Origin of the sequence: Rhizomicrobium electricum (genome assembly GCF_011762045.1) — a bacterium.
GTDB classification, from domain to species: domain Bacteria; phylum Pseudomonadota; class Alphaproteobacteria; order Micropepsales; family Micropepsaceae; genus Rhizomicrobium; species Rhizomicrobium electricum.
Genome location: NZ_JAASQS010000006.1, coordinates 359,994 through 375,169 on the forward strand (window position 1 = coordinate 359,994; position 15,176 = coordinate 375,169).

9 protein-coding genes and 1 pseudogene are annotated in these 15,176 nt (G+C 61.7%); 8 read left to right on the forward strand and 2 right to left on the reverse strand.

Going from position 1 to position 15,176, the window contains the following annotated elements:
• Nucleotides 1-149 precede the first annotated feature (149 nt).
• Nucleotides 150-2,330 carry an AMP-binding protein gene (locus FHS84_RS14175; RefSeq protein WP_166935383.1) on the forward strand — a complete coding sequence of 727 codons (2,181 nt, stop codon included), beginning with the start codon at nucleotides 150-152 and terminating at the stop codon, nucleotides 2,328-2,330.
• A 95-nt stretch (nucleotides 2,331-2,425) separates the two neighbouring features.
• Here FHS84_RS14175 and FHS84_RS14180 read toward each other — a convergent pair whose 3' ends face one another.
• Both FHS84_RS14180 and FHS84_RS14185 read right to left on the reverse strand, forming a co-directional pair.
• Complete coding sequence (locus FHS84_RS14180) at nucleotides 2,426-3,655, reverse strand: sensor histidine kinase (RefSeq protein ID WP_166935385.1); 1,230 nt, start codon at nucleotides 3,653-3,655, stop codon at nucleotides 2,426-2,428.
• Between the two features lie 155 nt (nucleotides 3,656-3,810).
• Nucleotides 3,811-4,491 carry a response regulator gene (locus FHS84_RS14185; RefSeq protein ID WP_166935387.1) on the reverse strand — a complete coding sequence of 227 codons (681 nt, stop codon included), beginning with the start codon at nucleotides 4,489-4,491 and terminating at the stop codon, nucleotides 3,811-3,813.
• A gap of 251 nt (nucleotides 4,492-4,742) precedes the next feature.
• Here FHS84_RS14185 and FHS84_RS14190 point away from each other — a divergent pair, with 251 nt between their 5' ends.
• From FHS84_RS14190 to FHS84_RS14215, 7 genes and pseudogenes are all read left to right on the forward strand, one after another.
• A complete protein-coding gene (locus FHS84_RS14190; RefSeq protein WP_166935389.1) occupies nucleotides 4,743-7,751 on the forward strand; it encodes a TonB-dependent receptor in 3,009 nt (1,002 codons plus the stop codon).
• A 315-nt stretch (nucleotides 7,752-8,066) separates the two neighbouring features.
• Nucleotides 8,067-8,630 carry an RNA polymerase sigma factor gene (locus tag FHS84_RS14195; RefSeq protein ID WP_166935391.1) on the forward strand — a complete coding sequence of 188 codons (564 nt, stop codon included), beginning with the start codon at nucleotides 8,067-8,069 and terminating at the stop codon, nucleotides 8,628-8,630.
• A pseudogene (locus tag FHS84_RS23095) lies at nucleotides 8,605-8,745 on the forward strand (FecR/PupR family sigma factor regulator); the annotation flags it as partial. The gene FHS84_RS14195 and the pseudogene FHS84_RS23095, both read left to right, overlap by 26 nt.
• A gap of 18 nt (nucleotides 8,746-8,763) precedes the next feature.
• Nucleotides 8,764-9,642: a FecR family protein gene (locus FHS84_RS14200; protein ID WP_341801829.1), complete on the forward strand. Its 879-nt coding sequence runs from the start codon at nucleotides 8,764-8,766 to the stop codon at nucleotides 9,640-9,642.
• A 169-nt stretch (nucleotides 9,643-9,811) separates the two neighbouring features.
• On the forward strand, nucleotides 9,812-12,877 hold the full coding sequence (locus FHS84_RS14205; protein WP_166935395.1) for a TonB-dependent receptor: 3,066 nt from the start codon (nucleotides 9,812-9,814) through the stop codon (nucleotides 12,875-12,877).
• Between the two features lie 124 nt (nucleotides 12,878-13,001).
• On the forward strand, nucleotides 13,002-14,048 hold the full coding sequence (locus FHS84_RS14210) for an arabinan endo-1,5-alpha-L-arabinosidase (protein WP_166935397.1): 1,047 nt from the start codon (nucleotides 13,002-13,004) through the stop codon (nucleotides 14,046-14,048).
• A 96-nt stretch (nucleotides 14,049-14,144) separates the two neighbouring features.
• Nucleotides 14,145-15,083, forward strand: coding sequence for an arabinan endo-1,5-alpha-L-arabinosidase (locus FHS84_RS14215; RefSeq protein WP_208393878.1), 939 nt, complete (start codon nucleotides 14,145-14,147; stop codon nucleotides 15,081-15,083).
• Nucleotides 15,084-15,176: the final 93 nt, after the last annotated feature.

Below are 15,176 nucleotides of genomic sequence, written 5' to 3' on the forward strand. Positions count from 1 at the left end.
GGCGGTTACCCTTATAAGTTCTATTGCTTTGCCTCCGAGTGGGGGCGCCGGCCGGTCCGATACACCTCAAGGTATTGATCTGGCGATGCTTTGATCGCATTCGGCACTCGGTAAGCGCGCCAGGTCGCGCCCGTGGACGTGAGAATGTGATGGCGTGGCTTTCCTCCTTGTCGCGGCGGGTTCATCCGTTTTGCCTGGTACGGCCGCTGCTGCGGCTGTTCTGCCGGGTCAGGGTCAGCGGTCTGGAGAACCTCGCCGCGGCCGGCAACCGGGTGCTGATCGTTGCCAACCACGTGTCGGTCTGGGATGCGGTTCTGCTGTCGGCCTTCCTGCCTGGACAGATTCTGTTCGCCATGCCTGCCACCATCGCGACCCGCCGTTGGCTGAAGCCTTATTGGCGGAGTGGCCACACCCTCGATCAGCGCCATCCGATCACCGCCAAAGTCATGGTGGATGCAATCAAGGCCGGCCGGCCGTGCATGGCTTTCCCGGAAGGCCGTGTTGGGCGCACCGGCGGCCTGATGAAAATCTACGAAGGCCCCGGCATGATTGCCGATAAGGCCGGTGCCGCGATCGTGCCGATCCGGATCGACGGGCCGCAATACTCCCATTTCTCCGAACTCGACGGGCGGATCCGCAAACGGCTGTTTCCGAAAATCACCCTGACCGTTCTGCCGGCGGTGAAACTGAACCTGCCGGCGGAGGTCAAAGGCCATCAGCGGCGGCGGCTTGCCGGATCGCGCCTGCACGACATCATGGAAGCGGCGCTGGTGGCAGGTATACCGGTCTCCACTTTGCTGCGGCAGATGCTGGCCAGCCGTGCGGTGCGCGGCGGCGGCAATGCGATCATCGAGGATGCCGCCCGCCAGCCGTTGAGCCACAACGTCTTCGCGGCCAAGGTTTTCACCTTGGCGGGCGCGTTGGCGCGCGTCCTGGGCAGCGGCGAAAAGATCGTCGGCATCATGATACCGAACGGCATCCCGAACGCGACCGCGATCTTCGCCGTTCAGGCAACGGACCGTGTCGGCGCCATGATCAATTTCAGCTCCGGCCCGCGCACTGTGGCGCAGACTTGCCGTGTGGCGAAGATCGCCAGTGTCGTCACCCTGCGCGCCTTCGTCGCCGCGCAACATCTGGAACCGGTGATCGAGGCGCTGATGCAGAACGCAATCCGCGTGCTCTATCTCGAGGACATTCTGGCCGGCGTGACCCGGTGGGGCCGCCTTGCCGGTTGGCTGCGCGCGCGATTGCCGGTGGGACTCGCGGCCCATGGCCTGAGCGACGATGCGGATCGTCCGGCAGTACTCCTGTTCACCTCCGGCACCGAAGGGGCGCCGAAAGGGGTGATGCTGAGCCACCGCAACATCATCACCAATGCCTTCCAATTCGGTATCGCCATCGGTTTTGGTGCCGGCGACAGCGTGTTCGCCTGTCTGCCGCTGTTTCATTCCTTCGGCCTGACGCTCGGCCTGTTTGCCCCTCTGTTTTACGGCACACGAACGTTTCTCTATCCCTCGCCGCTGCGCTATCACGACATTCCGGAACTGGTGTACGACACCGGCGCAACCCTGCTGCTCGGCACCGATACCTTTCTCGGCAACTACGCGCGCAACGCCGCGCCGCACGATTTCTATTTCCTGCGCTTCGCGATCGGCGGCGCGGAAAAGATCAAGCCCGAAACGCGCCGCCTTTGGGCCGAAAAATTCGGCGTCCGGCTGTTCGAAGGCTACGGCACCACCGAGACCGCGCCCGTCATCAGCGTCAACACGCCGTTGCACTACAAGCCGGGCTCGGTCGGGCGCGCGGTGTCATGCCTCGACGTGAAGCTGCTGCCGGTGGAAGGCATCAAGGATGGATGCGAGCTTTTGGTGCGCGGCCCCAATTTAATGCTGGGCTATATCAAGGCCGATCAACCCGGCGTGATCCAACCGGTCAAGGATGGTTGGTATAACACCGGCGACGTGGTGAGCCTCGACGAGACCGGATTCATCACCATTCTCGGCCGCACCAAACGCTTTGCGAAGATCGGCGGCGAAATGGTGTCGCTGGGTGCCATCGAGGCGGTGGTCAGTTCGCTCCGGCCGGATTTGCGTCATGCCGTCGTCAGCGTCCAGCGCACGCGCAAGGGCGAGGTCATCGTTCTGCTGACCGAATCCGGCGAGTTCGAACTGAGCCACCTGCATGCGCCGCTGCGCGCCGCGGGGCTGACCAAACTGTCCTTCCCGCGCCACATTATTAAGGTGGCGCAAATCCCATTGCTTGGCTCCGGCAAGACCGATTATGCCGCCGCCGAGCAGATCGCCTACGACAGCGAGAATGTGGCGGGGTAACCTGCGGTGCTCTGCCGTCGGGAGCGCAAGGACACGCTGCCCTTAGTCCGCGGCGCGATGCGTGCGGTTTTTCCGGCGCGCGCGGGCCCTTCCAGTCAGGCTTGCGGCGTGACAATGCGGGCCCGGCGAAGATCCAAAATGAAAATCGAGCCTCCTGCGGGGTTGTCCTGCACGCCGACTGTCCCCCCGTGCAATTCGATCGCTTTTGCCGCGATCGCAAGCCCGAGACCCGCGCCGTGCGTCGTGGTGCGATCGCCGCGCCAAAACCGGCGGAAGATCATTTCGCGCTCTTCCGGTCTGATCCCCGGCCCCCGATCGGTAACGCGCACCAGACCCTCCGGATCAACATCGACGTCGATTGTCGTGCCTCGCGGCGTGTATTTGATCGCATTTTCGATGACGTTGCGGACGGCGTGATAGAGGATGGAGGCCTTCCCCCGGATGAGGACGGGGAGCGCGCTCGCCGATAGCGCAATGTCTTTTCCCTGCACAACCGCGGCCGGTGCGTGGCGTTCGATCACCGAGCTGCACAGCTGATTGAGGTCGATATTCTCCTGTGCGCTGAAATTGCCGTTCTCGACCTCGGCGAAATCCAGCATCTGCGCGACGATGCGGGTCATGGCATCGACGTCGGCTCGCAACTGGTGCGCCGTCGGATTGTCGCCCAATTCGTCCAACCGCATGCGCAGCACGCTGAGCGGCGTGCGCAATTCGTGGGCTGCGTCGGCAGAGAATTCGCGCTGGATCCGGTAACCCTGCTCGACCCGGTCGAGCGCCACATTGATCGCATCGACGAGCGGCTGCACCTCGCGCGGCATTCCCTGGGCCGGCAGCCTCACGTCCAGGCGCATCGGTGTGATCGTACGTGCCAGCGCCGAGGCTTGCACAACCGGCCGTACGGCTTGGCGAACGATGAAATAGCTGGCCGCGATGGCCAGCATCAGGATCGGCAAAGCAAAACCCATCTGTTGCAGGAGATAGGCGTTGACGACGCTGATCGCGAACTGATGGGTGTTGGTGGAGGGCTTGACCACCTGGATCCACACCGTGCTGCTGCCGATCTTCACGGGCGCGTTGAGGCCAATGACGCCCGTTTTCTTGGCGGAGCCCAGAATCGGCGAACGGAAGATGTAGGGGATCCAAGTGTTGCGACGCTCGCGCGGGATGGCTCCGACGCTTTCGTCGCTCGAGAACAGCGTGCGCCCGGCTTCGTCGGAAATTCGATAAACCACGCTTCCGACGTGCCGGCTGAAGAGTTCGCGGAGATCGTCGGGAAGGTTGAGCGCGATCGAACCGTCGGGCCGTTGCGTGAGGGCCGCCGCCAATTGACTGATATGGGTCGTGTTCGACTGATTGGCGAAGGTAAATTCCTCGGAATGCAGGAAGGCGTTGGCGACGCCGATCAGGGCCGCAACCGAAATGCAGAACGTTGCGATCAGAAGAACCATTATCTGGCTGACGATCGACTTGAACGGCCGCTTCATCGCGGCACCTCGTGCAGCATGTAGCCGACACCGCGAATGGTATGAATGTTGATGCTCGCGCCGAGGTCGGAGAGAAGCTTGCGCAGGCGGTAGATGCTGGCTTCGACGGCATTGGAGCGAACTTCGTCGGACAAACCGTACAAATGGCCTTCCACCACCTCCTTGGGCACGACGCAACCGCAGCGGCGCATCAGGACTTCCAGCGTTGCGATTTCGCGGGCCGGCAACACCTGGGGCGTATTGTCGATGAACACTTGTTTGACCGCGGAGTCGATCGCGACGTTGCCGAACTTCAGGGAGCGGCCGACGAACGTGCCTGGACGCCGAAGCAGCGCCAGCAGCCGCGCGTGCAATTCCTCGAAGGCAAACGGTTTGACAAGATAGTCATCGGCGCCTGAGGTGAGGCCCTCGACCCGGTCGTTGACGCTTCCGCGCGCCGTCAGCACAAGAACGGGCGTCGGATTGTTGCGTGCGCGCAAAGACCGCAACAGCGCCAGCGCATTGCCGTCCGGCAGGCCGAGATCGAGCACGACGATATCGTAGCAGTTCTGGGCGAGAACTGCGTCCGCGTCCGCCATGGTGCCGACCAGGTCAACGGTAAAACCCGCAGCGGCAAGCCTGTTTTGCAGCATCGACTGCAAATCTCTGTTGTCTTCGACGATCAGAAGCCGCGTCATATCCCGCCCCCGGCTGCAGCACCGGCGGTCCGGCATGCAATCCCGCGCAAGCGTACCAAATTGCCGACTCCCGCGCCATGCGACGGCGCGGGTTCGTCAGGTTCGCATCATCTTCGTCAGTTTCGCGCCAGATCGGGCGCGTATGAGTGCGGCGCTATCCGCAAGTGCTTTTGATAGGCGCGATGATTTCGGAGGCCGGGCGCGGCCGGTGTTGCCGGACGGGTTCGACACAAAATCAATGGGAGGTGAATTTGTCGTACGAATCTGGAGTCCGGCGTTGTCTGCTGGCTGGCGCGTCGTCGCTGGTGCTGCTCGCCGGATCGAGCGGGGCGGCTTATGCGCAGGACGGTTCCGGCGAGACGATGGAGACCGTGACGGTCACCGGCTTCAAGGCCAGCCTCGAAAAAGCGCTCGACATGAAGCGCAATTCGCTGAGCGCGTCGGACAGCATCATGGCCGAGGACATCGCGAAATTCCCCGATCTGAACGTTTCGGAAGCGCTGCAGCGCATTCCGGGTGTTGCCATCCAGCGCGACGGCGGCGAAGGGCGCCAGATTTCCGTGCGCGGCTTGGGTCCGTCGTTCACCCGCGTGCGCGTCAACGGCATGGAGGCGGTGGCGACCCTGGGTGGAGCGGACAGCGCCGGTAACAGTTCGGGCGGCGCGACGCCGGGGGGCACCAATCGCGGCCGTTCGTTCGATTTCAATATGTTCGGCTCGGAGCTGTTCACCAATCTGACGGTCTACAAGTCCGCGTCCGCACATCTCGAAGAAGGATCGCTCGGTGCCACTATCGACATGCACACGGCGCGGCCGTTCGATTTCAATAAGTTTGTGCTCTCGGCGAACGTCGCGGGCGGCTACAACCAGCTCGCCGGATCATTCAATCCGCGCGCTTCGGTCCTGATTTCCGATACGATGATGGGCGGCCGTCTCGGGGTTCTGTTCTCGGCATCCTTCGCGGCGCGGCGGTTGATCGAGGACGGCGCCAGTACCGTGCGCTGGCAGAACGACCTCACGCAGCGAACCGCCGACGGTACGGCTCCTCATCTCAGCGGCTGCGTTGCCGGTACGACGAGCAGCTGCGCGACCAATCAGCGTTTTGCCAGCGTCATGGGAAAGACCACGGGCGACGAATACGATTTCGTCAACGAAGGATTCAAGCCGCGCATGCCGCGCTACGATCTCTACCATACCTCGATGAAGCGTTACGGCTTGTCCGCCGTCGTGCAGTGGGCGCCGCTCGACGGCACCGAGATGACATTGACCAGCCTCTATGCCGATCACGCCTCGACGCGCGAGGAGTCCTATCTCGAAGTGACCACGCTGAGCACCACGGGAACCACTGCGGGCATCGGCGTCCGTCAGGCCGCCGTGACCGACTATCACCTCGACGCGACGACCAATACCCTCGACTATCTGAAGATCAACAACGCCGGCATCCGGGTCGAGAACCGCATCGACCACCTCGATACGCGCTTCATGCAGGAGACGCTCGAGGTAAAGCAGGTCTTCTCCAGTGCGCTGACGGCCAATCTGCTGTTGGGGTGGACGGAGTCGCATCATCGCAATCCGGTGCAGAATACGATGGTGATGGATCTGCTCAACGTGCAGGGCTATTCGTACGATTTCCGGGAGTCGTCGAAGGCGCCGCTGCTGGGCTATGGCAACGCCGACGTGACCGCCACCGGAACGACCCTGTGCACCGCTGCGGCGTCGAGTTGTAACGCTTGGTTCCTGTCGCAGGTTCGCAGCCGTCCGCAGCAGGCCTTCAACAGCTTCCGCAATGCGCAAGGCGACGTTTCATACCAAGCGCTCTCCTGGCTCAAGCTCACGGCGGGATTCAACGTCAAGAACTTCGGCTTCCGTACCACCGAATACCGCTTCTCCGACGGCAGCACGTCCACCTTCGAGACCGTGCAGAATCTCTCCGGTACCCTGGCGAGCGCATCGGAGAAGGCCTATCTCGGCACGGTGGGAGATGCCGTGCTGTCCACGCCGGTTTCAAGTTACGTCAAGAGCGTCTCCATGCCGTCTGCGGGGCTGGGTCTGCCGAAAGGCCTAGTGACGAGCTGGCTGGTTCCCGATACCGCCAGCGCCTTTTCGGCACTGGGCTTCGATACGCTGCCGCTTGGAACCGGACCGGCAATCGGCAACAACCGCACCACCCACGAGAACAACTACAGCGGTTGGTTCGAGCTGGCCTGGGACACGCTGTTCTACGGCATGCCGTTCCGTGGCGATATCGGCGGCCGGCTGGTCGAGACCGAACAGACCTCGACCGGAAACAGCTATGACGCTGCCGGCAATTCCGTGCAGGTCGTGGTGCACAACAACTACCACGACTTCCTGCCGTCGTTTAACGCCGTCTTCGAGCCGACCGATACGTTTTTGATCCGCTTGAATCTCGCCCAGGTCATGGCGCGGCCCGATCTTGGCGACCTCACAGGCACATCGGTGAGTGTGTCGGGTGCCAACCGGACCATGACGATCGGCAATCCGCATCTGAAGCCGTTCCGCGCCAGTACCGTGGATCTCGCTTACGAGTGGTACTACCACAAGGGCGCGATGCTCTCGCTGGCGTTCTTCTACAAGAAGATCGGAACCTACGTGCAATTGACCAGCAATTCGGCCAGCGGCAATGCATCGACCGGATACCTCTCCTATACGGCTCCGGATGGCGAGTTGTTCGTGCTCAATAACGCCATTCTCAACGCGGCCTGTGGTGCGGCGACCGGCTGCTCCGCAACGTCGAGCTGGACCGTCTCCAAATCGATCAATACACCGGGCGGCAATGTCCAGGGCGCGGAGATCAATTGGCAACAGCCGTTCGATTTTCTGCCCGGACGGCTGGAGAATTTCGGCGTCCTCGGCAACGTCACTTACGTCGACTCCTCGGTCCTGAACGGAACCGACGCCTCGGCGCGGCGCATCACGATGCTGAACCAGTCGAAGATCAGCTACAACGCCACGCTCTATTACGACGATACGGTGTTCCAGGCCCGCGTCTCGGCAGCCTACAGAGGGCGTTACACGACGCGAAATCCCGGTCGCAACAACAACGACATCGAAGGGACCGGGGCGACGTTCAATCTCGACGCGTCGGCGAGCTACAAGATCGACGAGAACCTGACATTGGCGCTGGACGGGCTCAACCTGACCAATCAGGCGCAGTTCCAGTATGTCGACAGCGTCGAACGGATGTCCGTCAATCACCAGACCGGCCGCGAGGTCTACATTGGTCTGCGCTACAACTACTGATTGGAGTTCCCGCCGGGATGCGAGTTCCGGCGGGAAGACCAAGGCCGCGTCGCGGTAATCCCTCGTTATGCGGTCGGGCGGGCGTCGATTCCCCGTTGACGTCCGCCCTTCGTTTTTCTGGTGAGGCGCACAATGCGCCTATTCAAACATAAGACGAACGAGAGGGCGGATTTCCCTGAGTGGTAACGCTCACGGTTGCCGAAAAACATATCTGCCCGGCCATTCCTCGCCCAACGGCCGGATTTGTATTGCAAACGGCGGGATTGGTGCTTTTCTGACACCATGTCACTCAGTAACCACGAACGAACGGAGTGGTTGGCGCGCAACGTTCTGCCGCACGAAGCCCTGGTTCGGGACCGGCTGAAACGTCTCTACGTCGCAACGCTCGATGTCGACGACGTGATTCAGGAGATGTACGCGCGCATTCTGGCGGCGCCGTCGCTGGAAAGTGTGCGTTATCCCCGCCAGTATGCCATTCAAACGGCCCGCGGCATCGTCATCGATCATCTCCGGCGTTCGCGCGTTGTGTCGATCGATGCTTGTGAAAATCTCGAGGAGCTTGATATTGAGTTTCCCGAGACCAGCGCCGAGGAGCGTCTGGGATTTCGGGGCGAGATTCAGGAAGTTGCCGGTGCTCTGGCGCAGTTGCCGCGGACCTGCCGCGAAACCTTGATCCTGCGGCGGGTCGAAGGCCTGTCGCAACGGGAGACGGCGCAACGCCTTGGAGTCACAGAAAAAGTCATCGAAAGCCAGATGGCTCGTGGGGTTGCCATGCTGGTCAAAGTGTTTGGTCGCGGGGGAAAGTCTCGGGCCCATTCGTCAAATAATCAGGTAGAACGCGTAACTTCGGAAGATGGGTCAGTTAAACGACGAGATTGACAGGACGGCAGCGGAGTGGGCTGCAAAAGTCGCGGGCGGATCGCTATCACTGAGTGAAAGTGAGCGCTTTGAGGCTTGGCGTGCTGCCGACATCCGGCACGCCGGCGCTTTCGCGCGGGCACAGGCCATTCTCGTGCGTCTCGAGCGGTTGCGGGCGGTGGGCGCCGATGCCTTGCGCACCACCATCGAGGAGTATCCGGCCGCTGCGACCGATCCGGAGGATTGTGCGGAACCGCAACCTGTTTCCGGGGCTTCGTCGGCAGCAATGCACCCGCGGCTGTTGATGCGGCGCCGGCTGATGGTGTCGGGCGCGGCGGCCTGTCTGGCGGTGGCCGGACTGGCCGGCGTTTTCCTGCTTCCCGTATCGTCGCAACAGGAATTTTCGACCGGTCTAGGCGAAGCGCGCCAGGTGCGCTTGAGCGACGGATCGCTGGTGACGCTGAACACCAATTCTAAGATCGTGGTCGCCTATACGGACTCCGTCCGGAAGATCCGCCTGATCCAGGGCGAAGCGATCTTCAAGGTCGCCAAGAACAAGCAGCGACCCTTTATCGTCTCGGCACACGATACCGATGTACGCGCCGTCGGCACCAGCTTCACGGTGCAACTCCTGCCCGAGAAGCCGGTGCGCATCGTGGTGCAGGAAGGTGTGGTCGAGGTGGTGCGCCGCGATGCGCCGGCCATCGTGCCGGTACGCGCAAAAGCACAGACCCAGGCGATTGTATCCGGCAGTGCGCCGATCGTGGTGCAGTCGATCGCGCGTCCTGTGGTGGCGCGTCAGCTGGCATGGCAATACGGCCGTATCGCTTTGGAAAATGAAACGCTGGCCGACGCCGCCGAGGAATTCTCGCGTTATAGTGACACCAGGATCGTCGTCGACCCGGCGGTTGCGGGACGTACGATTACCGGTTTGTTTGCCGCCGACGATCCGGTTGGTTTTGCCAAGGTGGCCGCGTCGGTGCTCGACCTGCGCGTAGAAGAAGGACCCAAAGAGGTTCGTATCGTCCGTTAGATTGTCGGACAAGTGCCAGGGAAAAAACGTCTGTGCTCGTCAACTGATGTGAGGATCATCTGATGAGGGCACAAGATCCGCGGGGAAGCGGAATGGGCAGGGGGATGTGAATACCTGCAGGCTTGTTGTCACGGCAGCGGCGGTTGCGCTTGCCGGGATGCTGGAGTGTATGCCTGCGCTTGCGCAGGTAAGGGTGTTCGACGTCCCTTCGGAAGAGGCTTCCAAGTCGATTCCGGAACTCGCCCGTCAGGCGGATGTGCAGATCGTCGGCCCTGGTGCGCCACTGCAATCGGTCATAACCCCCGAGGTGAAAGGTTCATACGACGTCGTTGTTGCCCTCGAAATGATGCTCAAGGGGACCGACCTGAAAATCGGTCGAACGGCAGATGGGATCCTGACGATCTCTGTGCCGGGACAGAAAAACGTCTGCATCGACAGAGGGGAAAGCATGACCAACAAATCCAGTCTCACCACAACGGTATCCTGGTTCGCGATGTTGTTCGCGTCCTTGCAATGCGCGGTGGCGCAAAGCAACGATAGCCAATCGGTGGAAACTATCGTGGTGACCGGTGTTCGCGCGAGCTTGCAGTCCGCGCAGGACATCAAGATGAAGTCGTCCGAAATCGTCGACACCATCGTCGCCGAAGACATCGGCAAGCTGCCTGACAACAACGTCATCGAGGCCTTGCAGCACGTCACCGGCGTGCAGGTCAGCCGCAACGCCGCCGAAGCCAACCAGATCCTGATCCGCGGCCTGCCCGATGTGGCCACCGTGGTCAGCGGCCGCGAGATTTTCACTTCGACCGGCCGCTTTATGACTTTGCAGGACGTTCCGGCCGAATTGCTGGCCCGCGTCGACGTGCACAAGTCGTCCACCGCCTCCGATCTCGAAGGCGGCATCGCCGGCCTGATCGACGTGCGCCTGCACCGTCCGTTCGATTTCGACGGCCTGCAAATCGCCGGCAGCGGCCGCGCGACCTGGAGCAACCTCGCCGATCATATCGATCCTTTGGCCAGCGCCCTCATTTCGAACCGCTGGCAGACCGGTATCGGCGAGATCGGCGTGCTGCTCGACGTCTCCTATTCGAAGACACACTATAAAGAAGAGATTCTCGACAACTACATCTCCAGCCAGTCGATCGAGATGGCGTCGTCGCCAACGGCTTGCACGTACGACGCGTCAAAGAAGTGCGCCTACATTCCGCTGACCGAAGGCGCCCAATCGGTTCTCGGCCGCCGCGAGCGTGCCGCGGTCGACTTCTCGGCGCAATGGCGTCCCAATCAGAACCTCGAGTTCTATACCGACGTGTTCTACACCCGGTATCGCAACCCGAATTCGGTCGATTTCTTCGTCGGCCTGCCGTGGATCGGTGCCAATCCGGCGACCGCCACGCTGTTTCCTGGCTCCAACGAAGTGAAGACGGTCGAGGCCGGTTATTACGATCTCACCAGCAGTCAGTCCTTCCGGTCCAAGACCGACACCTACCAGATTGCCATGGGCGGTACCTGGACGGGCGACAAGCTGACCGTCAGTTCGGAAGTGGCCTATACGGATTCGACCTTCAAGCAGACCGGCTACATTCTCGACACGCATTACTATCCGGGCGATCCGCCGGCCTATAAAGCCGACTTCAACTACAAGGGCACCGGTACGCCGTACATGAATGTGCCGCTGGCGGCCGTCACCGATCCCGCCAACATGGTCATGCGCCAGTGGTACGACCAGTGGAGCAAGCAGTCGGGTAATGAAATCGACTGGCGGGCCGATGCGACCTATGAGATCGCCGCGCGCGGCCTCAAGTCGGTCGAGTTCGGTGTTCGCTACGGCAACCGCTTCGCCCAGAACCGCGGCGACAATACCGGTGGTCAAGATTGCGACAGCAATCCCGCAGAGAGCAGCCCTGTCTACGCGCAGCAAGGCGCCCGTAACCTGTCGGCAGCCTGCGCCAGTTATCGCAGGGTGGCGAATGGGCGTGATGCCGACGGCAACATCATTTGGAATACCGTTCCAAATGGACCGGCTGTTACGCTTAACCAGTATCCGGGCTCTTACCACATTACCGGCGGCAGCATGTTCGATGGTAAGTTCGGCATCACCAAGTTCATGGCGCCGGATCCGGAGTATATGTTCTCGCATGTCGGCGATCTCCGCCAGCTGTTCGGCCTACCGGCGACGGCGCCTTCCGACGATCTGACCCAATCGTTCGATGATCGCGAAATCAGCTGGGCCGGCTACGTGAAAGGCAATTTCGATTTCGATCTGGGCTCAATGCCTGTCGACGGAAATATCGGCATCCGCCTGATCGATACCTCGGCGACACAAAAGGCCTACACTCTGGTAGTCACCGATCACGGTGCGACGGCTTCCACGCCGGTCACTACCAACCGGTACAGCTTCGACTACTCTCCGGCTGTCAGCAAAAAAGACAACTTCGACTGGCTGCCGAGTCTCAACGCTCGCATCAAGGTGCAGGACGACTTCTTCGTTCGTATAGGCCTTTCCAAAACTGTGACTCGTCCGACCTTCGCACAACTCAATCCGGGCCTGTCGCTGTCGGCCTCGACCGCGACACTCTTGGGTTCCGGTTCGACCGGCAACCCGAACCTGACGCCGGTCCAGTCGAAGAATGCCGACGTCACATTCGAGTACTATTTCGGTCCTTCCAACAACCTCACCACAAGCCTGTTCTATCGCCGCGTCAAAGGCTACATCGGTTCCTACAATACCGAGATGGTAATCGGCGGCATCACCTATCAGGTGTCGCAGCCGAGGAACGGCAGCGACGGCGATATCAAGGGTATCGAAGTCGGCTATCAGCAGTTCTTCGATTTCCTGCCCGGTATCTGGAGTGGTCTCGGTGTCCAACTCAACGGTACGTATGTCGACGGCTCGTTCCAGAACATCTCCAAATACTCGTATAATGCCGTCGGCATTTACGAGAAGGGGCCGTTCTCGCTGCGCGTCGCCTATAACTGGCGTTCGGGCTTCAGCGAAGGTGCCGCACCCGGCGGCGGTCAGAATCCGCAGACGATCTATGCCAAGTCGCAGCCGTGGCTCGATTTGTCGGCCAGCTACAAGGCAACCGACCGTCTGACCTTCACTGTCGACGCCACCAACCTGCTCGACAGCTATTTCCAAGACAGCTTCGGCAAGGGTGATCTCGCGGCGATCTATCCGCGTGATACGCGTCGGTTCGACGGTACGGTGTCGCTCGGCCTGCGTTATAGGCTGTAGCGAAAGCACCGGAGGAGAGGCGTTGCCGGACCGGCGGCGCCTCTCCTCTCGCACCTTTCCCCGCTGAAATTGCGGCGGACGGTCTGTCCGCCGCGCCTTGTTTCCCGAAGACGGGAGCGTTGGTATGTCACAACATCTCTTTCACGATTTGACGCGCCGCGGCGCGCTTTTGGGCGGCTTGGCTGCAGCAGGCACGGCGGCCGTTTTGCCCGCGTTGGGCGCGGACCCCGAACCTTTGAACAGCCGTTTGAGCGGCAGCATCTCGCCGGTTCATGATCCGTGTGCGATCCGGGACGGCGATACCTATTACGTCTTCAGCACCAATCTCGGCACCGCCGGTGGCGGGCAGATTCCATGGCGCTTCTCGAAAGACCTCATCACCTGGGAAAAAGGCGGCACGGTGCTGCCCGATCTGCCGCACTGGGCGAGCGAGACCATTCCCGGCACCGAAGGCATCTGGGCGCCCGATATCTCCCATGTCGGCGGCCGCTATTTGCTCTATTACGCGGTTTCGACCTTCGGCAAGAATCACTCCGCTATCGGATTGGCGATCAATGCGACTCTCAATCCGGCCTCGCCGGATTACAAATGGGTCGATCAGGGTTTGGTATTCGAATCCAAGTCTGGCGATGACTTCAATGCCATCGATCCCAACCTCGTGGTCGATCGCGACGGCAAGCACTGGCTTGCTTTCGGCAGCTTCTGGGGCGGCATCAAGATGATCCCGCTCGATTCGGCAACCGGCAAGCCGGCGCCCGGCGACAAACGGATCTTCACGCTCGCCAACCGCCCCCCCGGCAGTCAGCCGAATGCCATCGAGGCGCCCTTCATCATCGAACGCGGCGGCTTCTACTATCTGTTCTGTGCCTACGATTTCTGCTGCCGCGGTGCCGACAGCAACTACTACACAGTAGTCGGACGTTCGCCCACCATCGCCGGGCCGTATGGCGATCACAACCGCTTCGCGATGGCCACGGGCAACGGCATGGTCGTGCTGCCGCACAATCCCGGATCGCGCTGGCGCGGACCGGGCGGCGCTTCGATCCTGCGCGACGGGGCTCAGGACTATATCGTTTATCACGCCTACGACGCGCGCCGGGACGGTACGCCGACCCTGCGGATTGCGCCGCTGGTATGGTCGGCCGACGGCTGGCCGACGGCGATCGTTTAGGTCGAGAGGATGGCAGACAGCTTCAACCGGAGACGGATTTTGGCGATGGCGGGAGGGTGCGCTCTCCTGCCATCGGCGGCTTCCGCACCGTTGCGGATGAATGAGCGGCTGTCCGGCGACATCACCGGCGTGCACGATCCGGCGATCATTCGCGCCGGCTACACCTACTATCTCTTCTCGACGACGCTGGCGCCGCAAGGCGATCCGGGCAAGCCGCAGATTCCGATCCGCATCTCGCGCGACCTGATTCATTGGAAACTGTCCGGCCACGTCCTGCCGAGCGTTCCGGGTTGGGCGAAGGCGGCGATCCCCGGCATCCACGATCTCTGGGCGCCCGACATCACCTATTGCAACGGGCGCTACTGGCTTTATTACGCCTGCTCGACGGGCGGCTCGAACCGGTCCACTATCGGTCTTGCGACCACGCCGATGCTGGGGACGGCGCCGTGGACCGATCACGGCTTGGTGCTGCAATCGCGCGAGCCGGACGATTTCAACGCCATCGATCCGGCGCATCTCATTGATCGCAATGGCCGCCGCTGGCTCGCGTTCGGAAGTTTCTGGAGCGGCATCAAGATGGTTGCGCTCGACCGCGAGACCGGCCGGCCGGAGCAGCCGTTCGTTCTTCATTCCCTCGCCGAGCGTCTGGTGCCGCAAGGCGCCCCCGATCCGATCGAGGCGCCGTTCCTGTTCGAGCGCGGCGGCTGGTACTATCTCGTCGCGTCCTACGATTGGTGCTGCAAGGGCGCCAGCAGCACGTACTACACCGTGATAGGACGCAGCCGCGACGTGCTCGGCCCTTATGTCGGGCGCGACGGCAAATCGATGCGGCAAGGATATGGCACGGTTCTGCTGCGCGCCGATTTCCGCGACCGCGACCGTTTCCGCGGTCCTGGTCATTCCGCCGTTTTGCGCGATGGCGGCCGCGACTACATCGTTTATCACGCCTACGATGCCGCGAAGAACGGCATGCCGACTCTGCGTATCGCGCCGCTGCAATGGTCGTCCGACGGTTGGCCGACGGCGGCGATGTGACGGCCGTGGCCTTAACACTTTTCATGCTCCCTTGAGGAAGTAACGGTCTCCCATGAACACCCCGGTAAAATCGCGTCTTTCGGTGATTGAGAA